The 22792-nt window shown below is 49.4% G+C and carries 21 protein-coding genes and 1 pseudogene; 18 read left to right on the top strand and 4 right to left on the bottom strand.

All coding sequences use genetic code 11. From position 1 onward, the window contains the following. The first annotated feature begins 504 nt into the window (after positions 1–504). The 9 genes from LCF57_RS05890 (at position 505) to LCF57_RS05850 (ending at position 7372) form a co-directional block, all read left to right on the top strand. Positions 505–1134, top strand: coding sequence for a YkoP family protein (locus LCF57_RS05890; protein ID WP_226000011.1), 630 nt, complete (start codon positions 505–507; stop codon positions 1132–1134). A gap of 141 nt (positions 1135–1275) precedes the next feature. After that, positions 1276–1914: a YqaA family protein gene (locus LCF57_RS05885; protein ID WP_413232181.1), complete on the top strand. Its 639-nt coding sequence runs from the start codon at positions 1276–1278 to the stop codon at positions 1912–1914. Continuing rightward, complete coding sequence (locus LCF57_RS05880; RefSeq protein WP_225999862.1) at positions 1892–2413, top strand: phosphatase PAP2 family protein; 522 nt, start codon at positions 1892–1894, stop codon at positions 2411–2413. The genes LCF57_RS05885 and LCF57_RS05880 overlap by 23 nt, the downstream gene beginning before the upstream one ends. A 24-nt stretch (positions 2414–2437) precedes the next feature. Next, positions 2438–3604, top strand: coding sequence for an MGDG synthase family glycosyltransferase (locus LCF57_RS05875; RefSeq protein WP_225999861.1), 1167 nt, complete (start codon positions 2438–2440; stop codon positions 3602–3604). A 30-nt stretch (positions 3605–3634) separates the two neighbouring features. After that, positions 3635–4336: a polysaccharide deacetylase family protein gene (locus LCF57_RS05870; protein WP_225999860.1), complete on the top strand. Its 702-nt coding sequence runs from the start codon at positions 3635–3637 to the stop codon at positions 4334–4336. A gap of 22 nt (positions 4337–4358) precedes the next feature. Next, positions 4359–5492 (top strand): MGDG synthase family glycosyltransferase, encoded by a 1134-nt coding sequence (locus tag LCF57_RS27835; protein ID WP_225999859.1) that lies wholly within the window; start codon positions 4359–4361, stop codon positions 5490–5492. Continuing rightward, positions 5489–6703, top strand: coding sequence for an MFS transporter (locus LCF57_RS05860; protein ID WP_318840625.1), 1215 nt, complete (start codon positions 5489–5491; stop codon positions 6701–6703). Before LCF57_RS27835 ends, LCF57_RS05860 begins: the two co-directional genes overlap by 4 nt. A gap of 205 nt (positions 6704–6908) precedes the next feature. After that, positions 6909–7235: a DedA family protein gene (locus LCF57_RS05855; protein WP_225999857.1), complete on the top strand. Its 327-nt coding sequence runs from the start codon at positions 6909–6911 to the stop codon at positions 7233–7235. Continuing rightward, the gene (locus LCF57_RS05850; protein WP_225999856.1) at positions 7232–7372 is read left to right on the top strand and encodes a hypothetical protein; all 141 of its coding nucleotides are present in this window, start codon (positions 7232–7234) and stop codon (positions 7370–7372) included. Before LCF57_RS05855 ends, LCF57_RS05850 begins: the two co-directional genes overlap by 4 nt. 15 nt (positions 7373–7387) lie before the next feature. Here the strand turns inward: LCF57_RS05850 and LCF57_RS05845 are convergent, their stop codons facing one another. Next, a complete protein-coding gene (locus LCF57_RS05845) occupies positions 7388–7900 on the bottom strand; it encodes a hypothetical protein (protein ID WP_225999855.1) in 513 nt (170 codons plus the stop codon). 196 nt (positions 7901–8096) lie between these two features. Here LCF57_RS05845 and LCF57_RS05840 point away from each other — a divergent pair. Both LCF57_RS05840 and LCF57_RS05835 read left to right on the top strand, forming a co-directional pair. Continuing rightward, positions 8097–8240, top strand: a pseudogene (locus LCF57_RS05840) (MFS transporter); the annotation flags it as partial. 667 nt (positions 8241–8907) lie between these two features. Then, positions 8908–11067: a serine hydrolase domain-containing protein gene (locus LCF57_RS05835; RefSeq protein ID WP_225999854.1), complete on the top strand. Its 2160-nt coding sequence runs from the start codon at positions 8908–8910 to the stop codon at positions 11065–11067. 726 nt (positions 11068–11793) lie between these two features. Here LCF57_RS05835 and LCF57_RS05830 read toward each other — a convergent pair. Continuing rightward, complete coding sequence (locus tag LCF57_RS05830) at positions 11794–12357, bottom strand: spore coat protein (protein ID WP_225999853.1); 564 nt, start codon at positions 12355–12357, stop codon at positions 11794–11796. A 420-nt stretch (positions 12358–12777) separates the two neighbouring features. Here LCF57_RS05830 and LCF57_RS05825 point away from each other — a divergent pair, with 420 nt between their 5' ends. Genes LCF57_RS05825 through LCF57_RS05810 form a run of 4 tightly spaced genes read left to right on the top strand, consistent with a single transcriptional unit; the run spans position 12778 to position 16690 of the window. Further along, the gene (locus LCF57_RS05825) at positions 12778–13530 is read left to right on the top strand and encodes an ABC transporter ATP-binding protein (RefSeq protein ID WP_225999852.1); all 753 of its coding nucleotides are present in this window, start codon (positions 12778–12780) and stop codon (positions 13528–13530) included. Beyond that, positions 13527–14543, top strand: a complete 1017-nt coding sequence (locus LCF57_RS05820) for an ABC transporter permease (protein ID WP_225999851.1) — start codon at positions 13527–13529, stop codon at positions 14541–14543. Before LCF57_RS05825 ends, LCF57_RS05820 begins: the two co-directional genes overlap by 4 nt. A 50-nt stretch (positions 14544–14593) precedes the next feature. Next, positions 14594–15937: an HlyD family secretion protein gene (locus LCF57_RS05815; protein ID WP_225999850.1), complete on the top strand. Its 1344-nt coding sequence runs from the start codon at positions 14594–14596 to the stop codon at positions 15935–15937. Positions 15938–15979: 42 nt separating this feature from the next. Beyond that, positions 15980–16690, top strand: a complete 711-nt coding sequence (locus LCF57_RS05810) for a TetR/AcrR family transcriptional regulator (RefSeq protein WP_225999849.1) — start codon at positions 15980–15982, stop codon at positions 16688–16690. A gap of 588 nt (positions 16691–17278) precedes the next feature. Here LCF57_RS05810 and LCF57_RS05800 read toward each other — a convergent pair. Further along, positions 17279–19708: a UvrD-helicase domain-containing protein gene (locus tag LCF57_RS05800; RefSeq protein ID WP_225999848.1), complete on the bottom strand. Its 2430-nt coding sequence runs from the start codon at positions 19706–19708 to the stop codon at positions 17279–17281. Positions 19709–19975: 267 nt separating this feature from the next. Between LCF57_RS05800 and LCF57_RS05795 the strand changes: the two genes are divergently transcribed. Continuing rightward, positions 19976–20812 (top strand): zinc ribbon domain-containing protein, encoded by an 837-nt coding sequence (locus tag LCF57_RS05795; protein WP_225999847.1) that lies wholly within the window; start codon positions 19976–19978, stop codon positions 20810–20812. A 65-nt stretch (positions 20813–20877) separates the two neighbouring features. Then, on the top strand, positions 20878–21666 hold the full coding sequence (locus LCF57_RS05790) for a TrmB family transcriptional regulator (RefSeq protein WP_226000009.1): 789 nt from the start codon (positions 20878–20880) through the stop codon (positions 21664–21666). A gap of 10 nt (positions 21667–21676) precedes the next feature. Here LCF57_RS05790 and LCF57_RS05785 read toward each other — a convergent pair whose 3' ends face one another. Further along, entirely contained in the window at positions 21677–22309 is a 633-nt protein-coding gene (locus tag LCF57_RS05785; RefSeq protein ID WP_225999846.1) for an NUDIX hydrolase, read from the bottom strand. A 171-nt stretch (positions 22310–22480) separates the two neighbouring features. Between LCF57_RS05785 and LCF57_RS05780 the strand changes: the two genes are divergently transcribed. Next, the gene (locus LCF57_RS05780; RefSeq protein WP_025715761.1) at positions 22481–22774 is read left to right on the top strand and encodes a hypothetical protein; all 294 of its coding nucleotides are present in this window, start codon (positions 22481–22483) and stop codon (positions 22772–22774) included. Positions 22775–22792: the final 18 nt, after the last annotated feature.

The following is a 22792-nucleotide window of genomic DNA, read 5'->3' as shown; positions in this document are numbered from 1 at the left end:
TGCTGCACACTGCTTCAATTGAAGGTTTCCGATCAGCATCGTACCGATGTGATTCGGATCATCCGGACTTTTCAGAAGGAAAAGCCATCCTATCAGTATTACCTGATTTGATTGTTAGGAGTACAAATGAATCTCAACTAGCATGTAACGAAATTATTTTTGGTCGCACTTATATATCAAATTAAACTTGAGCGATCAGCGATGTGCATCAAATTGGGTGACGGCCCCCCCAACCCCAAACGAAAATTAACCTTTTCTTAAGAATTTCTTTACGTTTAATTATGCTTTGTTTTTCATACTTAATCATATACAGTAGGCAACCGGATGTATCCGGCCCCGTCTCAAGACGGGCCACCAACCAGTACCTCAGCCCGTATGCTCTTTTGGTTAAATCCTCTATCATAAAGTTAACAGAAATAAGGAATTCACATAGAAATATTATTTCAGTTTGACAATTTCAATGGAATTTGTCGATTAAAATAAGAATGAGGGGTGGTTGGATCAATGTTGCTTCGTTTACGCAAATCTTCAATGCAGGCGGTCTGGATGGTGTGGGAAAGAGGGTTCGATTGGATTTCACGCTTTCGCGGCTCGCATACATCGCACTTTGGAATTTGCAAAGTCATGATTAAGAAACACCGAGGGGAGAGCATCGTCTGTGCGGACTCCACCATCATCGATAAAGGCGATCTGGTCGGGGAACTCCATCTCAATAATGAAACGATTCTGATGCTGATCAAATCCGAAGACTCAGACCGCGCGGCGCTCATGACGGCCCGGCTTACACGGAAATCCATGCAGCAGATCAGCGAGGCATTCGCAAGTCAGCCGGAGTTCAGAGAGGTGAAGGCGTTAGTCGGCATTACGCTGCTTCATCGTGGTTTGATACATGGTCTTGGTTTCGAACAACAACCGATGAAGTCCGATCTGTTCCAACGCATTACAACGGCTTATCTACGATTATTGTTATCCGTCATGCACCCTGAAGGCAAGAAGCGGATTGGCCGCAAGACCGAACAATTGATACCGATGATGCTGATTCACTCCCGCAGCTCGCTGAGGAACCGATTTATGACGATGAAGAGACAGTCCGTTTCAAAGGAGTTATGTCTACCCAAATCAAGCTCCAATTAATTAAAACAAAAGAAACTAAGAGCGTGGTGAGTAAGTTCCTGGAGGGCGGTATGGAGTTGGAACACAGCGATTGGAAACCCATACCACCCAGAGGCAACCTATTTTTCATCATGCTCTGTAACAAAGGCGGGATAGGCATTCATGGATAAAATTATGGAATTTTTACAGAACTTCGGAGCGACGGGACTTTTTATTCACGCTATGCTCGATGCGATTATCTTCCCCATCCCGGCGTTCTTCCTGCAGCTTTCTTTAAGCGCGGTGCAACCGGAGTCGGCTTTATGGCTCGCTACGGTTGGCTTTGCCGGAAGCCTGCTTGGGACACCGATCGGTTATGGGATCGGCAAGGTGTCGGGAAAGCATGTTTTGGGGAGTGTAATGAAGAAAAAATGGCTGGATTCGGCAAGCGACTTATTTGCCCGCCGCGGCGAGGCCGCAATCCTGATCGGATCGTTCACTCCGATCCCGTTTAAAATATTTACGATTTTATCCGGATGCATGAATTATCCGTTATGGAAGCTGCTCAGCTATGCGGCCATTGGCCGGGCGGTGAAGTTTTATGTAGTTGGTTTTCTCTTCTATATATATGGCCGCGCGGCAGAGAATATGGTGAACCAAGTTCTCACGATTATGCTGGTGGGCGTTGGTGTAGCGATTGCGGCAATATGGTTCTTGATACGGAAGCTGTCTGAGTGGAGGAAGATAAGGGATGAACATCAACCGATCGAAAAAACAGGGAACGGAGGCGGAAAGCAGGATGCAGTGGATAAGGCGAATTGATCAAACGATGTTCTTCTGGTGCAACCATCGGCTGAGCAGTCGGGCCCTGGACCGATTGTTCGGATGGATTACCCATTTGGGCGGAGCTTTGTTTACCATCATTTGCGCAGTGTCCTTGGCATGGTTCGCCGAGGGGGAGTTCAGCAGAATCGGGCTGCAAAGCTTGATCGCACTGGTCGTTAGCCATATCGTTGCTGTCCTGATCAAGAGAAAGGTGCGCAGAGACCGGCCTTTCCGCAAGCTGGAGCAGGTAAAGGTAGGCAAATTCCCGTTGAAGGATTATTCCTTCCCATCCGGCCATACAACCGCTATTTTCGCCCTGGTTACACCTTTTATGTTGGCCTCATCGCCGGCAATTATGCTTGTCTTGATTGGTCTGGCCTTGTTGGTGGCCATATCCCGGGTTTATTGGGGCTATCACTATCCAATCGATTGTGTGGCTGGTGGGATGGTCGGATTCCTAACGGCGGTGCTGGTTGTTTTGTTCATGCATAGTTAAATTTCACGAAGGAGGCGATTGTTGATGAATAGCATGAAACGGGAAAAGCTGCTGATTCTGTCCGGCGCGCTCGGGGATGGACATATGCAGGCGGCCAAGGCGATTTTGGAGGCATCGGTGCTGTACAAACTGGGAGTAGAGGTGGTCGACTTTATGCAATGGATCCATCCCCGCATGCATGTGGTTGAACGGTATTGCTTCCTGCAATGGGTGAAGCATTTTCCCTCCTCATACGGATATATGTATCAGAAGACCCGGACGGACAGTACACTTACTTTCTTCCTGAAGCATTTTCTCACGACCAGCCTGCAGCGGCTGCTCAAACTTCTGAATGAGGAACAGCCGACGTTGATTGTCAGCACGTTCCCGCTGGCATCAGCCGCCATTTCCTTGCTTAAGGAAAAAGGGATGACGAATCTGCCTGCGGCAACGGTCATTACCGACCATTCCGATCACAGCTATTGGATACATCCGTTTACGGATCTGTATCTGGTTGGCTCCGAAGGCGTGCGTGCAGCTCTGCAGAGAAAAGGCGTTGCTGACCACAAAATTGCTGTAACGGGCATCCCTGTTCGCCCATCCTACAGTCTGACCGACAATAAAGACCGGCTACGCGAGAAGCTGGCCTTGGCTCTTGACGCCTTTGTCGTACTGGTGATGGGCGGCGGCTGCGGGATTATCGATAAATCCTTCATCGAGCAAATGCAATCTGACTCTTTTCCCCCTAACGTGCAATTTGTCATCGTATGCGGACGCAATGTGAAGCTGCTGAACCGCCTGCATGAAGCGTTGGGAGACAGGGATAACGTCATGCCGACAGGCTTCCTGGAGGGAATCCATGAATGGATGGCGTCCGCAGACGTATTGATTACCAAGCCGGGCGGACTGACGACCTCCGAAGCGCTGGCGCTTCAGCTTCCCATGCTGCTGCTGGAGCCACGGCTGGGGCAGGAAAAGGATAATGCCGATTATTTGATTCAAGCGGGAGTAGCGTATCTATGTCAGATTGACAATTTGCAGGATCAGCTTCAGCGGCTGGTTCAACAGCCTTCCCTATTGGAAGAAATGAGGGAGAAAGCAGGGCTGTGCAGACAGGAGGATTCCGCCAGACATGCGGTCATGCAAATTATGAGCATGCAGAGCGATACACAGAAAGAAAAATGGGTTTGCTCCTTGCAGCAGTATGCTTAAGCTTAATTTTAACTAAGGGGGATAAAGACGTTGCTTGTTAAATATTTGTTGATTGGGCTCATAGGCTTCATCAGTCTGTATATGCTTATTCCTAGTTTTCTGCCACGAATGATCAGATTTGGAGCCTTTCGTAAGGGAACGACCAAGAACCAGGTAGCGTTCACGTTCGACGATGGGCCGCATCCGAGGTATACACCGGAATTATTGGATTTATTGCAGGATTATCAAGTGAAGGCCACATTCTTCGTGCTTGGCTCGCAGGCGGAACTGCACCCGGATCTGATCAGAAGAATGGATCGTGAAGGTCATCAGATTGGAATCCACAATTACGATCACACCTCCAATTGGCTGATGCTTCCCTGGACGGTGCGGCGTGATCATATGAAACGGACCGCAGATATTATTGAATCCATAATTGGAAAAAGGCCGGATCACTATCGTCCGCCATGGGGGCTCATGAACGCTTTCGATTTCTTTCATCCCAAATCGTACCGCATCGTACTCTGGTCCTTGAAGGCGGGGGACTGGCGCAGTAGAAGCTGCCGCAAGAAGCTGAAGGCAACGCTGCTGAACGGAATTACGGACGGATCTGTTATTTTGCTGCATGACAGCGGAGATTCGCCGGGAGCGGACCGTCACGCGCCATATTTTATGCTTCGGGCTCTGGAGGAAGTACTGCATCAATTACAGGGACGCAACTTGCAATTCGTTCGTCTAGATGAAATGGCTTGACAAGTGAAATGAGGTGACAATAGTGGGACAGGAACCGCAAATTTTAATTTTAACGGCCGATTACGGAGAAGGTCATCATCAGGTGTCCAAGGTGTTGCAGCAAAGCTTGATTCGCAATGGTTATAGCCAGGTGGCGGTTGTCGACTTGTTCCGGGAAGCTTATCCTGTGCTGAACAAAATAATCCGCTTTCTGTACCGGCAAAGCCCGTATGCAGCCAGCCTGGGCATTCCCTATTACGGATGGACCTACCATCTGACCAACCAGCTTCCCATGAAGGGAAAGATCGCAGCCTGGATGAACAGTCTTGGCGGCGACAGGCTCAAGAAAATCATCCTCCAGTACCAGCCGGAAGTCATCATTTATACATTCCCGTTCGGCAGCTTGCCAAGCAGCGAGGCATTATCTGCGATCCGTCCCCGGACTGCTGTTGTCATAACGGACTTTGACGTTCACCGAAGATGGCTGTTCGCCAAGCCGGATCATTATTTTGTCCCTGCCAGCGACGTGAAAGAGGCCATGGTCAGGCAGGGCGTCCCCGAGAGTCGTATTACCGTGACCGGAATTCCGGTCAGGGAGTCATTTCATGATGCGGCAATGATCGGTTCCGGCTCCGTTAAAGAAGCAGATGAGCATGTGATTCTGCTTATGGCTAACGCCTGCGGCACATTGCATTCGCTATCGAGGCTCATCGGGAAGCTGCTGCTCTTGTCAGGCGTCCGCATTCAAGTGATTTGCGGCCGGCAGGAAGGATGGAGACGGAGGCTTGCGGAGAGCTGGGCGGATGATGCAAGAGTGGATGTATTCGGCTTCACCGATCAATTGCATGTTCTGATGAGCAGCGCCTGCTGCGTCATCACGAAAGCGGGAGGCGTTACACTATCCGAGACGATTCAGGCCGGGGTTCCGATTTTCATCCTAAATCCGTTTCTGGGGCAGGAGAAGGAAAATGCCCTGTATTTGCAGCGCAAAGGAGCGGCAGTCGTGGCCTTTACGATTCATGATCTGGTGTTGCAGATACAAGCGATGATCTCCTCTGAGCCGATCAAGCAGTCGATGATGAACGGGCTGCTCGCAGCAAGGCAGAAAACGGCTGCGGACCATATTGTCCGGCATTTGTTTCCTGAGGCAAGTCCCTTAAGAAGGGGGGGAATATGATGAGCGGGAGGAGCGCGTTCAAGCTTTCTACTCTGACGCTGTTCACGGTGCTTTTTTGCACAGAGTTTGTCCGAAGCGCTTTCTTGTTCTCGTTCCTGCCGAACTTTGCCGTCAACGAGTCGGGGCAAACCGTTGCTTTGGTCGGTCTTGCCGTCTCGCTTCATTATACAGCCGATACGCTGATTAAATGTGTGGCTGGATATTTGCTGGACAGGTTTTCGCTGCGCTGGCTGCTGCCCGCCACTTTCGTCCTGATGCTGTCCGGACTAGCCGCCGTGTTCTTTAGTCCGTATGCCTGGGGGCTCGTTGCCGGTTCCGTGATGCTTGGGATGGGGGCGTCGCCTATATGGCTCATTTGTCTGGAGAAAATCCGGCTGACGGAGCGGGCGGCCCAGATTGGGGCGATATACACCGTGTGGCTGGCCTGCATCGGTCTGGGGCCGGTCACAATCAATCTCACCTTCGATTATGGCTTCGAACCTGCCTTCCGGCTGATGGTTGCGCTGCTCGCCGTCGGCTGCATCGCATCGTTCGGGATTAACAGAACAACCCCCTTGCATCTCCAGAACGTCAGCTTTGCCGAACAAGCGGCAGGACTGCGAAGAAGACTCGTTCAGCTGAAATGGCTGCTGCCAGGCATGGTCCTGCAGATGACCGCCGCGGGACTGATGCTGCCGATACTGCCCGGTTTTGCCGCTGACCATCTCGGTCTGAGCCAGCCGCAATATTCGCTAATGCTCATATTAGGCGGAGCCGGCGCGATGCTGTTTCTTGTCCCGATGGGAAAGCTGGCCGATCGATGGGGGCACAAGCAAATGCTGTTCGCCGGTTTCGTATCGCTTACGGTCGTATTGGCTCTGTTAGTCGTATCCATGCCGCCGCCTGCATTAACGATGCTGTTTGCCTTTATGCTGGGATTGTCTTACTCAGCCGTGCTTCCGGCCTGGAATGCGGTGCTGTCGTACCTTGTTCCGGAGGATCAGAAGGGGACCGGGTGGGGAGTACTCTCCGGGATTGAAGGGCTCGGTATTATGATTGGCCCGGTCATCGGGGGATGGATAGCCAGCCAGTATACGAATGCCGCTGCCATTAGCATCAGCGCTGCTTTACTGGCGGTTCTTGCACTTTTTTATTTGATTTTGCCGCAAAACAAGCTTGTCTCGGCTGGCGGGACTTTGCAGCACAAGAGGGAGAATGCTCATGAGACCTGATCGGGTTAGTTGAACAATTGTTTCACGAATATGGATACCTGGTCTTGCTCATCGGCTTGCCGCTGGACTTCATCGCGCTCCCCATTCCGCCGGGCAACAGCACCTTGACCTATACCGGTTTCTTAGCCTCTAAAGATGTGCTTCATGGGCTGTCGGCTATTGCGATGGCCCTGACGGGATCGATTATAGGGTCACCATCACGTACGTGATTGGCTACAAGGCAGGTATGCCTGTGATCGAGCGTTACGGCCGCTGGCTCTTCCTCAAGCAGGAGTTGGTCGAGAAGACGCGCCGCTACTATGACAAATACGGGGACCGATTGCTGCTGGTCAGCTTCTTCATTCCTGGAGTCCGGCAGTTTATCGGCTATTTCTTCGGGGAGCAGTGGCAATATATGTTCAGCATCATTGAGCAATATTTGAAGTTCTTTTTTATCGGAGTGGCTTTTCTCGCGGGGGTGTGGTTGCTGGTTCAAGTTCGAAGCGCGAGGGGGAGTCGCAGTAAAGGGAACGTAAGGAGCGGAGGGAAGTGAATCACGGCGATATGATGATGCGGAAGAAGCTACCGGACGGCAAAACCGTGTTGGAGAAGTCGGACTTGGCCGCCCATCTTCTCCTGCCGAATGGGGACGCAGCAGTTCAATTCAGCGCAACGATCGTCACAACATAGTCCAGCCAGATGCAATTAGCTAAAGTCGAAGTAATTATAAGGGGGTGTCCCAAGCAGCCATTTAAGGCTGTTGGTACACCCTCCTTTTTTTATGCAAAATAATGCCCTTCTTCGAGATCGGCGATCAGTCCGGGCTGCATCGGTTTCCAGCCCAGAAGCTCCCGTGTTGCCAGACTCGCCTGCGATGTCGAATGCCGCAATGGGGCCTAGAAAGCCGAAATGGGCAGCAGCTTCTTCAGGTGTGGTGCTGACCGTCGGCACGTTCAATTGCCGCCCGATGACCTCGGCGATCTCGCGGAACGGAATGCCTACATCGCCGACGCCAAGCATCCGTGAGCCCGCCGGGGCGGATTCCAGCGCCAGTCGGTACAGAGCCGCCGGCCAGCGGTTCGTTCCGTCGCCGATGTAGGCGGCGAAGCCCTTCTCCCGGGCGATGTTGATCATCATCGGTACAAAGGCCCTATCGCCTTCGCCGTGCACGGACGGTGAAAGCGTGACGATGGATGCCCGAATACCCCGCTCTGCCATTGCAAGCACTGCATGGTTCACGGTATGTCCATTTTCGTGAAGGTGACCCGTGGTAATGAACGGCTTCCCGGAGCCTATACTTTTCTGGATTTGCGGTCGGGAGCTTCTTTCTTGGGATAGGCTGAGCTATGTTCTCAGTGGGTGTAAACTCACTGCCCAATATTAGCCAAAAGAAAAGTAAGGCACCTAAGAACACGTCCGAAGCTCCTGGAAGTATCAGCTCAAGCAGGTTTATCGTAACGAAAAGCTGTGGTTTTTCAGCATTTTTTACTTCATCACCTTCGGCTCTTTCGTTGCTTTTACAATCTATATTCCTAGTTTTCTGGTCGGCTATTTTAAATAAAGCAAGGTGGATGCATGAATTGACTTGGAAGCCGAAGCATGGAGCTTCAAAATACAAAAACTGAACGAGTAGCTTCTAATATACGGCGTCAGCAATAGCCAAAGAAGAGCGCAAAAAATCAAAAGTACGGTAAGAAAAGAAAACTGTAAAGAAACATTCTCCGACTGCTATCAAAAAAATGTATGGCCGGGTTGGAGAATTTCGGCACCTCCGGGGAAAATCAAAAAGTACAACATCAATGATATTTCAGAAAATTAGGTTGATGACAAGAAGCAATGAATTTGGAGATTGCTGCTAAATGAATTGCTGGAATTTCCAGTGAAGTCTTCTTGTTTAATTGTCGTGGTAGTTTAGTTTATCCATTGCTAACTAAGTTGTATGAGCTCTATCAAATAACATAGTTAGAACAACAACTCATTCTGGGCATGTTTTTTTGCCTATCGGTAAAGGTTGTTGTCTTAACACCTTTTGTACTAGAGATCCCTATCTTAGCAAGCACGTCATATAAGACAGTTGACAGTTTGTCATGCGGTATATGTGACAGGTCCAAGTACGATGTCATCAAAAGCTTGGCGGTTTTATCACTGTTCGATTTAACAATATCGGAGGTAAAGTGAGGGGGTAAAGCAGAACAACATTTTAAAATAATAGGAGCGATTGCGTTATGAAATCATTCACCATTCAAAAAGGAGTTGCACTTACTTTAACAGCTATATTGGCGGGTACACTGATATTCCCTGCTTATGAAACTGTCCACGCAGCGGGTCAGACGGCAACCTATCAAGCAATCGATAAAGCTGCCAATACCGACAATATTCCAGGCGTTGTCGTTACCGTGAAGAAAGGAGATGCGAGTTGGTCATATGCTTCCGGTGAAGGGAATATCGAAAGAAACCATAAGGTGGACGCCGACTCCTCTTTCCGGATCGGAAGTACAACGAAGACGTTTGTCGCTACGGTTGCCTTGCAGCTTGCTGGCGAGAAGAAGCTGTCCCTTGATGATACGGTGGAGAAATGGCTGCCGGGGCTCATACAGGGCAATGGGCACGACGGCAATAAAATTAAGATTCGTCAATTGCTAAATCAAACAAGCGGACTTCCAGACTACTTGACTCCAGAACTCAAGACTAAATTACTCACAAATCCTGGCGAAAATTATACAGCTGAGCAGTTAATCGCCCGCGGCTTGGAGTTAAAGCCGGTAACAGGGTGGGCATACTCGAACACGAATTACGCGATTATTGGCCTCATTATCAAGAAAGTCACCGGGGAAACATATGCGGAGCAGATTAAGAAACGAATTATTGAACCACTTCAACTTAAAGAAACGTTCCTTCCCGGCAGCTCGGCGGATATTCCGAAAAAAAATGCCCGCGGCTACTTGAACATTGGAAGTAAATTAGTAGATATTACTGTGCTTAACCCATCGTTTGCTAACGCCGGCGGAGACATGATCTCGACAGGGGAAGACTTGACGACGTTTTTCCGCGCCTTATTAGGCGGAAAGCTGTTGACACCAGAGATGCAGAAGGAAATGATGACCAGCACAGCTGACTCCCCATATGGAAAGTATGGACTTGGCATACACGAAACAAAGCTGCCGGACGGCGCCATCGTATGGGGACATGGCGGCGGTATTCCCGGATTTACCAACTTTGCAGGCGGAACGGAAGACGGTCAACATGTCATCTCGATAAATATCAATGTACTAGGAGATGCGGATAAACATATCAACGATATTTTAGCGTCGGAATTCGCAATAGAAGCAAAAAAAGAACTCAAGGAGAAGGAAAAGAAAAGCAAGCATCGGGAAGAAGTCAAACGCGTCATGGATCAAGTAGTTACCAACAAAAGAGTTCCAAGTGTCGTAGCAGGCGGGCTACAGGATGGGGAACGTTGGTCCTACGCTACGGGTACTGCCAGTTTCGAAGTGCCACGCCCGGTGGAGCCGGATTTTTCATTCCGTATTGGAAGCATCACAAAGACATTCACTGCTACCGTTGTATTGCAGTTGGCTGAGGAGAAACAATTGAACCTGGATGATTCGGTCGAAAAATGGCTGCCGGGGGTCATAAAGGGTAACGGGTATGACGCCAACAAAATTACGATTCGTCAGTTATTGAACCATACAAGTGGGCTTGCGAGCTATACTGATAATAATTTTCGAGATATTACCTTGCCTCAAAATCCATACCGTTACTATTCCACCGATGAGCTTATCAGCTTGGGACTTTCAAAGCCGCCTGTATTTGCGCCAGGGAAGGGCTGGAACTATTCCAACATGAATACTATACTAGCCGGTCAAATTATTCAGAAGGTAACAGGAGATACGTATGCGGAGCAGATCAGGAAACGGTTCATCGAACCGCTCGGGATGACAGGGACATTTGTAATGGAAAATAGTCACGATATTCCGGGTAAGCATGCCACAGGATATAATATGGACAGATCGGGTCATTTGTATGATTTAACAGAAATGAATCAATCATGGGCAAATGCAGCCGGAGATATGGTCTCAACAACCAAAGATTTGACCACCTTCTTCAGTGCGCTGTTGGGCGGAAAGCTTCTAAATCAAGAGATGATGGACCAGATGCTCACAACAGTAGATTCACCTTTAGGTAAGGTCGGACTAGGGATTTATGAAGTAAAAACAGCGGACGGGCAATCCTACTGGGGGCATGCCGGCGGTACTTTCGGATTTGAATCGAGAGCCGGCGGATCTCTAGGCGGGCAGCATATTTTGGTAACGTGCATCAACTCGGTAGCCCCGGAAGTGGCGCCGGCTCACAATAAAATAATCGATAAGGAGTTTGGCCGTTAAGTTTAAAGCCGACATCGCGTCCTTTATTTGAGGGCGGATGTCGGTTTCTGCTGTGATTAACCGTCGTTTCATGCAATCGAGGCACATATGTCCGCATTCAGAATAAAACGACATCAAAATAGATAAGATGCACGAGGGGCATAACGACGGCGTATTTTATATTCGGTCGGTCGAGCTCTACTATCGACTTCTTTACCACTCCCGCCAACAGATTGTTTACCGCCGAAATGGGTAAAATAGGTTAGACGTAAATTCGATATAGAGAATAAGAAGATATATGAATTTTTAGAAATACATAGTAGGTATAGACAACGTAATATTACTAACCTACACATTGCACCAGCCTACAATTTCTATTTAAAAAAGACTTCAAGGAAAATCAAACATTAAGACTGTTGTACAAAAATATCAGAATTTCGTATATGTTATTCCGCTAACGGGAAACGATAGTTCAAAAAAACAGCGGCAGTCTATGACTTTATTTTTTAGTCAATGGCTGCCGCTGTTTCTTTTTTGGAAGTCGGTCTGGAGGTTTCCTGGAAGGTCCGGATTCTTCGATCGTTGAGCGGATGGATCGTCCTGTTGTCTCATGTTTTTGACATTAGGGATGTAACTTATTGAGTTGCTACTGTCTTTCGTTATTTGTTGGTCTCAGCAAACGGTTCTCTCAATCTGATCACGAACCCGCTGAAAAACTACCCATTTCTCTTCGTCTGTTAAATCAAATTACTGAACGGCAATTGGCTCTCTAACCAATTGATACATATTTCCTAAAGTTGTTAAAGTCATACTAGAAGCGGCCTCTAGAGGATAATAGCCTTTTTTGACCATCCATTGCCACACTTCATAAGCATGGCGTGAACTCATTCGAAACACATCTTCTAAAAAAATCCTTATATCGGGATTGCTCATTTCCATCGCGGACCACGCATATTCCCTGCCTGCTCTTTTTAAAGTTAACAGGTATGCTGTAGCGATCTCTCGATCTTCAAATTGCTGTACAGAAGTTCGAGGGGTTACTGGAATTGGACTGGCTTGGGATTGAGTAAATGATTGAAGTATTGGTTGCAGATCGGGAACCGGGAACTCGGAAGAGGCCCCTTCTGCTTTACTTAAATATTCCACTTTCATGTTGTAATCCTTAATATGAAGCGGAAAATGTTTTTGTAATATGGATTTCAACTCAGCATCCTGAACTTGGTTCATAAAGCAAGCCATATTGGTTATCGAATTTACACAACTTAATGCCAATTCATGTAGATCTTGCGCTTCACGTACGGTTAATTGCATTTTGCCTTTCCTCCTTTGAATTGGTTACCTAGATAGGATTTACGGCAAATTCTTATTTATTCAGTTTACATTAAAAGGAGAATTCTACTTTACTGGACATATACTAATAAACATTATTTAGGTGATCAATTTCAATAATCTTTACTTCCATTCAGTCCATGGATAAAGGGAGGAGAAGGCATAGGTAAATTTTTGTCACGCAAAAAAATGCACAAATCTGCCTACATAATGGGTTATTGACACAAATGTCCCCACATATATATAGGGCAAAAAATCGGATGACAAGAACAAAGTTTTAACCACATTTATATTTTCAAACAATATATATTGACGTAAAAACAGAATTATATATAATACTAATGAGTGATCACTCACTTTATTGTGAGTATTTACTTAATTTTGTTTGGAGCGGGGAAACTTATGGAACAATTAACCTTGGAAGCTTCACCACAAGCCTCCTGTGTCCGTATTAATCACGTCGACCGTTTTTTTAGTAAGAAGCAGGTACTTTTTAACATTAATCTGGACATTCCTTATTCCCAGATCTTCGGTATACTCGGCCCTTCCGGCTCCGGCAAAACGACACTGGTCAAAATGATTGCTGGCGTGGATGAGGCTACAAACGGCGAAGTGTATGTGCTTGACAAGAAGATGCCCCTACTGTCCATGCTGAAGAAGATTGGCTATATGGCGCAGGCTGATGCTCTGTATGGGGAGCTTACGGCAGCGGAGAATCTAAATTTTTTTGCTTCCATGTTTAAAATGCCGCGCGCAAAAAAAGAGCAGCGCATCAAGGAAGTGTTGGAGTTGGTCGATTTGACGGCTTTTATAACCCGGCAGGTCAAACACTACTCTGGCGGCATGAAGCGCCGCCTGTCCCTTGCGATTGCACTGCTTCATGAACCGCCTATCCTGATCCTGGATGAGCCTACGGTGGGCATTGATCCAGTGCTCAGGATGTCGATTTGGGAGGAGCTTGGGAAGCTTCGCGACAACGGAACAACCATCATCGTGACAACCCACGTCATGGATGAACTGGAGCGGTGTGACAAGCTAGGCATGATCCGCGATGGTAAGCTGATCGCGTCAGGTTCGCCGTGTGATCTGAAGGCCGCGGCTTCCTCATCGACGATCGAAGGAGCCTTTCTGTATTTTATAGGTGAACGGCGATGAGAACTTTTTCCATTACCTTACGCATATTACAGCAGCTGCGGCATGACCCCCGCACTGTAATAATGATGATTTTTGTACCGATGCTGGTATTGACGCTGCTTTCCTTCATTTTCAACGGATCGGATTATAATCCAAAGATCGGGGCTGTCCATGTGTCGTCCAATTTTATACATAAATTGGAAAATCAGGACGCGAAAGTGTTCCGGTACAGCGAATACGAGGCACATGAAGCCCTCCGAGCTTCCGAGGTGGATGCCGTCATTACGCTAAAGCGGGATATTCCGCAAATCGAGCTGGAGGGCAGCGATCCGAATAAAAATCAGGCCGTGCTGGCGGTGATCCAGAAGGCAAGTCAGGGTCCCACGCCGACGGTCCATCCCGATGTCACGTATGTATACGGCTATGAGGAAATGTCGTCGTTTGATAACTTCGGTTCCATCCTGATCGGAATGTTTGTTTTTCTGTTCGTGTTCCTTATTTCCAGCGTGGCTTTCCTCGGCGAGCGGACTTCCGGTACTTTGGAGCGGCTTCTAACGACACCAGTGTACCGGTGGGAAATCGTGCTCGGCTATCTGCTGGGCTTCGGCTTCTTTACAGTGATTCAATCCGCGCTGGTGGCCTGGTTTGCGATTAATATTCTTGACGTAATGATGATCGGTTCCTACGGGTTGGTGTTGCTGGTTACCATTCTGACCGCGATGGCTGCTCTTTCAATGGGCATTTCGTTGTCGACCTTGGCCAATAACGAGCTGCAAGTCATTCAGCTGATCCAGGTCACGCTGGTACCGCAGGTCTTTTTCTCCGGGCTGTTCGATATTACGGCGATGCCGGTATGGCTGCAGGCGCTGAGCCGCATCATGCCGCTATCCTATGCGGTGGATGCACTGAAGACGATTATGATCCGCGGCAAGGGATTTTCAGACATTGCTGGAGATGTAGGGGTTCTACTTGGCTTATGTCTGGTTCTGTTTGTGGTGAATACCTTCGCTTTAAAAAAATACCGTAAAATCTAGCAGCTCGATACGGGCTAATCAAGCATGTATATCTTTTCTGAGGTGATCACATGAAAAAGCTACAGGCATGGGGAACAGTGTTTGCGCTGCTGCTGATGACGGGGTGCTCGGGCAGCCCTGGCTCTCTTTTTGGCGGAGATTCGGACACTTTAACGTTGGAAGGCGAGATTGAAAATACAATTATAACGGCTACGAGCACAGTATCCGGCCAAATTATCGAGATGAAAAAGGGTTTGGGCGAGACGGTTGTAAAGGGTGATGTTATTGCCGTTATTGAGCATGAAAGTCAGCAGCACTCTGTGGAGCAGCTTCAGGCCTTGGTGAATCTTAAACAGGCTGTTTTGGAGGAACTGAAGGCGGGGGCGCGCCCGCAGGAAATTGACCAAGCTGAAGCTCAAGTTAATGCCGCTAGGGCCAAATTGGAGGAGCTGCAGGTCGGTTCCCGGCCTGAAGAACTGGAGCAGGCGGAAGCAAAGGTGCGGGCAGCCAAAGCCCAATACGATTTGGTCGCAGCAGGAAATCGGACCGAGCAGATAGCGCAGGCCCGCAATAATATATCCGTCGCCAGCGAAGCAGTAGACACGCAGCAGATGCTGTATGATCAAAGCAAAAAAGACTATGGAATTACACTGACCTTACACAATCAGGGAGTTGTTTCGCGGAGTGAGCTGGATGTTGCCAAAAATAAACTGGACATGGCCGAGCATCAGTTTGCTACGTCCAAGCTTCAGCTCGACAATGCAAAACAGCAGCTGGCTCAACTCGAAAAGGGCGCTAGAGCTCAAGAGGTCAGTATTGCCGCGGCTAACTATGAAGCGGCGAAAGCCAGCCTTGCATTTCTGAAGAAGGGTCCTACCAAGCAGGCCGTCCAGGCGGCCCAAGCGGCGGTGGACCAAGCTAAGGCGCAGCTCGCATTGTTGAAAAATGGTGCCACAGAGCAGGCTATTCGTGAGGCAGTGTCCGATCTGGACCAGGCAAAGGCTCAACTGCGGCAGGCGGAGAGCAAGTTGAACAGCTATTTTATCCGGGCGCTTGATACCGGTATTATTGTAAGCAAAAATTATGAGCTAGGTGATGTTGTGAATGTCGCCAGTCAGATCGCCGACATCGCGGCAAACGATTTGCAAGTTGTAGTGTATTTACCGGTGGAGCATTTGGATAAGGTCATCTACAACCAGACGCTGTCAGTGAGCTCGGCGGCAGGGAAGCTGGAAGGACGAGTCAGCTATATTGCGTTGGAAGACGAATATTTGCCAGAGGACAAACAGAGCGGCTCAACGGAGCCGACCGCTGTCGAGATGAAGGTATCGGTCAAGGAGGAAAGCGGCGTCCTGAAATCGGGCATGCCGGCCGAGGTGACAGTTCCTCTGACCGCGAAGGAAGCTGACGAATGAGGCAGAAGATAGTTTTGAATTTGTTTTCACGAGCAGACTATAATGGAAACACTGAAAGGAAGTGAAATCTGGTTGCCTCAAAATAATTTGTTCGATGAGATTATAGCTTATGCCAAGGAATCCAGCCTTAAACAAAGCGCTAAACAGAAGAAAATTCTTGAAGTGGCCATTGGCATGTTCGCCAAAAAGGGTTACTCCAATACTTCTACAGCAGAAATTGCCAAGCTGGCTGAGGTGTCGGAGGGTACCATATTTAAGCACTATGGAACCAAGGATAAACTGTTGTTTTCGATTATCTTCCCGTTTATCAAAAGCGCTCTGCCGAGTTTGGCTGATGAAGTATTTCGCGAGATTTTTACAGAAAAAACGGCTACTTTTGAAGACTTTTTAATGGCTTTTTTCAAAAATCGTACCCAGTTTATAATGGAGAACCGGCAAATTTTTCAGGTCGTCGTGAAGGAGTTGATTTATAGGGAAGAACTCAGGAACGAACTGCTTCCACTGTTCCAAGAGAACATTACTCCGCGTATAAATCGGGTAGTGGATTATTTTAAAGCCCAAGGTGAGCTTATCCAGCTTCCAAATGAGATAATTTTGAAGGCGCTGTTCACTTTTTTTGGAGGCTTCTTCATTTCAAACTTTGTATGGTTGAATAGATCAGCGGTCAGCGACGATGAGATGAAAGCCGCAGTTCAGTTTGTGATGCACGGACTGACGAATTCAAACGAAGGAAAGCGAATAATGAAAAAATAGAGGCTGTTGGAATTTCGGCAGTCTTCCTTCTTTTCTACCCTTATGTACCGTGTAGAGCTTGCCTTAGACACGTCGAAACAAGCAATAGAAAACAGAAATGCAACAGTTATAATTGTGTGTAATTTCTCATTTTAAGGGTTCAGTTCTGAACTGAAAGGCTTTTTTTGAATTTAAGTAAATTTCTATTCGGGAAAAATTTCTTTAAATCAATATGTTCATCATTTAGTGCGAAATGGAGCACCTTTTCATGTACATTATTGGGGAGTCATGCCAAAGCATTATGACAATTTACTGCATAAAGGTTTACGAAAATGGACATGACGTTATTGACTCTACCGATGTTGATGCAGTTATCGTAACCTCTGGGGCCCTACAAAAAGCGATAGAGAATTAAGCATTTCTAATGACCTTTTTTTAGTTGCTGAACTAACCGGTATTAAACTAAGGGGACACGATCGTTCAATAGCAGGTTGAAACAGAAAGTGGCAGACTAGGGTCTTATTTTCACGTCCTAGTCTGCCGCTATTTCTTTTATTTAGGTCTGTCTAAAACTTAGTACAGCCCCTATACCGGCTATACGTCTCGCGCTTATCTGGCCGGGATGCTGCGTGTCCCCTCTGTCATCGGGGAGGAGCAGAGCGGGCACACCGGCGGCGTGCCTGTGTCAGCCGCAGCTGTGCGGCGTCCGCTCGTTGTATCGCGCCGCATCCACGCCTTGCAGGCGTCATCGGTGCATTTCCACACAGGCACGCTGATGCGTGGCTCTGTACGTGAGCCTGCCACCGACGAGGTTGTTCGCGCCGCAGCACTGCCCGGCCCGGGCTTGCTGCTCACACGGGTCGCTACACCGGATGCGGACGCTCCACCGCTGACACGGCTGCCGTACCCGGAAGCATTCTTTGGTTGCCCGAAGCTGGTGCGGCGCGTTTCCGGCTTGGAAGCCTCGGGAGGTGTGACCCCATAGGCTTCCAGCAGGAAGCGCGATACGGCGGCAGGCTTGCCGTGGTTGGAGGCTGGTGAGGTGATGTACAGCAGCTCCTTTGCCCGGGTGACGGCCACGTAAGCGAGGCGGCGCTCTTCCTCCAGAGCCGCGTCGTTATCCACGGCCGCTGTAGGGGCTACGCCTGCCCGCCGATCCTCCGGCAGCTCGCTGTGCAACGCCGAGCTGTGCGGCAGGATGCCTTCGCTTGCGCCGATCCAATAGACGCAAGGGAACTCCAGTCCCTTGGCACGGTGGATCGTCATGAGTCGTACGGCATCGCTGTCTTCCTCTCTGCGGAGCGATTCCATCTGGCGGTGACGCTCGGAAAGCTCGTCCGCAAAGCTGACGAATGCCTCCACCGTGTCGAACCGCTTGGCTGCCGTTTCCAACTCCTCCAGACTTTCCTGCATCGTTTCCTTATAATGAGTCCACGCGCCTGTATCTCCGCTTTCCAAATATTTGTCATAAAAGACGCGCCGCATTTCTTGGATGGCGTAGGCAGGTTTCATTGTAGTGAGACTGCGAATCAGGCGGATACGCTCTTTTACTTGTTCACGCTGAAAATCGCGTAGCCGATCCCAGCGACTGAGATGAATCAGCGGATATTTTTTAGCCTGTTGCTTTTCCTCGCGCATAATCCATTCCATCCCTGCTTCGCGGGAGACATACAGCGGTCCAAGAGTGCTTGGAATAGATTCCATTCGCCGGGGGTTTAGCGACAGCCGCAGGTGGTCCATTAAAGGACGAATCAGGGTTTGGTCATAAAACACAGCCCCTGCTCCATATTGAATAAATGGCACATCCCGCATAATTAATTGTTCAAAAATAGATCGGCTTCCGCTGGCTGTCCGGTGCAAAATAGCGATATCCCGATAGCGAAGCTGACCTTCCTCCACCTGTCCGAGCAGATGGGTAACGATATGTGCCGCTTCTTCCTCGGGCCCGGATGGGGTAGCGAATTGTGGAGGCAAGCCTTCACGCCCAGCAGCCGAAAGACGTTTGGAGCGTCGATGAATATTTTTGGCGACAATGTTGGAGCCCAGTCCCAAAATGCGCGCATCGCTGCGATAATTAATATCCAGGGTAATGACCTTTGCACCCTTATAGACCTTGTCAAACTCGAGAATGGATTCCTGACGCGCCCCATTAAAGGTATAGATCGTTTGGTCATCATCACCGACGACCATCAGATTGCGATGTCGGGCAGCCAATCGCTGTACCATTTCATATTGCAGGGCATTCGTATCCTGAAACTCATCGACCATGATGTGGGAAAAACGCCGCTGAAGCGGCTGAAGCACATCCGGGTCACGCAGCAGAACGGAGGCACGCAGCAAAATATCGTCAAAATCCATTTTATTGCGTTCCTGTTTCCACGCCTCATAAGCGAGCATGGCTCGTTTGGCATCCGCTTCTTCGCGTACGGTTTCGGGTAGCTCGTCCGCGCTGCGGCCCTCCGCTTTCCAGGCAGAGAGAGCAGACAGCAGACTTTCCGGCTGGAAAGCCTCGCTGAGCCCAAGCTGACGCAGCATCATTTTCATAACCGTATGCTGGGCCTGTGTTTCACCGAACACTTCATCCTGGACGCCATGATGACGCAGCATTGCCAAAGCGAACGAGTGAAAGGTGCGTGCCTGAACGGCACGTGCAGCAGCAGGGCGTACACCGGGCAGTCCTGCGATGCGCAGCTTCATTTCGGCAGCCGCCTTGCTGGTGAAGGTCACCAGCAGGATGGACGATGCCGGTACATCCCGCATCGCCATCAGGTAGCCAGCACGGGCAGCCAGCACCGTCGTTTTACCGCAGCCGGCCCCGGCTAGTGTCAGAAGGGGGCCCCTGCCGTGGCGGACAGCCTGAATCTGCGGGCGGTTCAGATGAATGCCCGCGTCCTCCAAGGCACGAAAATAGGCCGAGTCCTGGTCGGTGTCGGGTACCAGTGTCGTACTGGTATCTATGGAAGCACGGCGAGCTTGCGGGCTCGGTGTTGAATAAGAAACCCCGAGAGGTCGGGGATAAAAAGCAGGATTTGGGTCCATGATCCTGAAACCCCTTTCGATCATAAAATCTTCCATTTTCACAAATGGGGGTAGTTTTTGGTATGATAGAGTTCTAGTAGCTGAAATTCATGCGGATCTTACCAGAGTGTCAGCGCGTTATAAGATTGTCGCTGATACATATAGCCTGCAAATAGGCGATATGACCGCATTCCATTATACAGGAGTTCGAGGTTCGCCAACAGAAAAAAACTTTGGGATATACGGACGGTACAGTGAAATCCGGCTGGATATGGGGAGGAAATAACGATGAAGCTGATTCAACGTATCAAGGAAGGCGCTAATCGCGCTACAGAAAAGGCGCAGCATGCCGTCGAGATTAGTAAAATAAATTCGCAAATTACCGCCATTCAGCAGGAAATGGATGTTCATTTCTTGCGGATGGGTCAGATTTTTTATGAGGGCTACCGGGCATCTGATATGTCGGTGGCAGAAACGGAGATGACACAGCTATCCACCGCCTGTGATGAGCTTCAGGATGAAATTGACGAGCTGCGTAGCAGAATTGCACAATTGAAAAACGCTCATTTATGCACCTGTGGGGCCGTTGTACCGCTGGATGCGAATTTTTGCCCAAAATGCGGACGCAAGCTGAATGAAGGTCAGGCTGCTTCCAAGCAAGTGGCTGCCGTGCGTGAAGAAATACCGACAGACGTCTATTCTTTTGATCTGCGCAAGCCGGAGGCAGCCAAGGCTACTCAGCCTGCTTATACGGAGTATACAGAGCAAGAAGTAGTTGAGCGGCATGAGCAGGAGCAGGATGAGCTGCATGAAAACGAACCAGCCGGATCAGACCGCAATTATGTGTCTGATTTTACACCGGAGGAAAAAGCGGCATTCGACGAGGAGTGGGAGCGCCGTCGTCAGGAAGAGCTGGAGAAAGAACACCGCCGTCTTGAAGAACTGGAACGTGAGCGGGAGCGTCAGGAGGAGCTGGACGAGCGCATTCGATATTGGAAGGCGAATAACTCCGGGGCAGAGAAGCCGGCTACGCAAATACGTGAAAATGTAAAATGCCAAATTTGCACAGCAGAGCTGCCTAAAGGCTCCAAGTGGTGCCCGCGTTGCGGAGCTGAACAGATTTGACGCAGCCGAACAGGCTGTCGCAGGACACAGACAGAACGCCGGGCAGCATAGGGGGAACAGAACATATGGAGCGTTTGCTGCATCATCTGCGAAATCTGGGCTTTACGGAAATGGAAGCAAAGGTCATGGTGGAGCTATCAAGGCAAAATGCGGCTTCCGGCTATGAGGTGGCCAAGCGTCTGGGCGCATCGCGCTCCAACGTATATGCGGCTTTGCAGCGTCTGGCCGGACAGGGCTATCTCAGAACCAGCACGGGAGAGCCTGTGCGCTACAGCATGCTGCCGTCGGGTGAATTGACCCGAATGATCGAGGGGCAGATGCAGGAGTCTCTGCGTGCCGTGGAGAAGGAAATGCCAAGAGCAGAGCCGACCAAGCCAACCTTTTATAACGCGGAGGGCGACCGCAATGTGCTGGAGAGCCTGACACGTGAGCTGGAACGGGCGGAGCATGAGATTGTACTTGATTTGTGGCGAGAAGAAGCTGAACTGTTACGGGCCGAACTGGAAAAAGCTGAAAAACGGGGCGTGCGCCTGCTATGGTCCTGCAATAACGGCGAAAGCGTGCTGGGACCGTGGCTACCGGGTGCGGCTGGCAAAAGCGGACAGGAACCGGCAGGACGCAAGTTTTCTTTTGTCGTTGATCGGCGCTGGTGCATGCTGGGGATGCGGGGAGAAAATTGCCCGACCCAAGCGCTCATTACCGAGCATCCGGTGATGACAGGACTGCTGCTGAATCATTTTGCCCAGGATCTTATTCTGTATGAACTGGAACACGATATGGGCAGCGAGCTGTCGACCCGGTATGGCTGGCGGTATGAGGGCATTATCGGCAAATATATGTCAGGTGGGGAATAGCATAAACCCATTACCGGGTGGGAAGTTCCATTAGCGCCTGGCATATCGATGTAATGTATCCCGCTTTATGAGGCACGAATTGATCGGATGTGATCAGGCGACGAGTTTTTTCCGGATTCGGTCCCGAAGTTATGCCGTGGGCTTCCAAAACAGGAATGCGCCCTTCAAAAAGGGCCAGCGCTTGCTCTAGGTCTGCTTCGTACAGTCCGGCTACTTCCTCCTGCTGGATACGATAAGCCTCCAATGGCTGGTTCCACAGTAATCCAAACACCGAGCTTACCTCGCGGTCCCAAAAGGATGTGCCCTGTGCGGTTCCCTTGCTTTCATACCGAACAGTCATCAGCGGTGTCAGTGAGGTGAAAGGGACGTGAATGCCCAGCTCTTCCTCCAGTTCACGGACTGCTTGAGATACATCTTCGCCTGCTGTTAAATGACCGGCTGCCGTAATATCGTAGTATCCCGGAAATGTGTCCTTCGAATCCTGGCGCTGTTGAAAGAGCAGGCGACGGCCTGTGGGGGTATCTCGTGCCACCCAGCAGTGAAAGGTATGGTGCCAATATCCTTTGGCATGTGCTTCTTGTCGGGAAGCAGTGCCAAGGGGCTTGTCTTCATTATCGTAGATATCCAGAAGCTCGCTAGTCATGGTGGTTCCTCCTAATAATAAGCGATGTAAAAGGCTTATTTTACAGTATAACGTGTTTTCCGTCCTGACGATATGAAGACGGAGTGGAATGTAGAGTGGCATTTGGGGTATGCTGGAAACATGAGGTTTTGCGCCATAAACTAGGTTTATGATCGAAAGGAGCGTTTTTACATGGAATGTATTGTACATTTTCGAGTCATGCATCCGGAGGAGCCTAAGGAGCTGCGCGGGCTGATTATGCTGGACAGCGGAGGCAAGCCGGGGATCGACCAAATTACAGATATGTTCAAAAATATGGGCTATGATGTACGTCCGGATAATCCGGAGGAATTGATTTTCAAGCCAGTTGATGCCAGAGCAGACTATACATATATCCGGGTCATTGAGCTGGATACGGGTGAGGAAGTTTATCACGAAGACCGAAATTTACGTGCGATTCTGGAAAATCTGCTGAACAAGCATTAAGGATCAGGAAAGCTATAG

Origin of the sequence: Paenibacillus sp. BJ-4, assembly GCF_020404765.1 — a bacterium.
Lineage (GTDB): Bacteria > Bacillota > Bacilli > Paenibacillales > Paenibacillaceae > Paenibacillus.
This window is presented reverse-complemented; position numbering and strand designations above follow the sequence as displayed.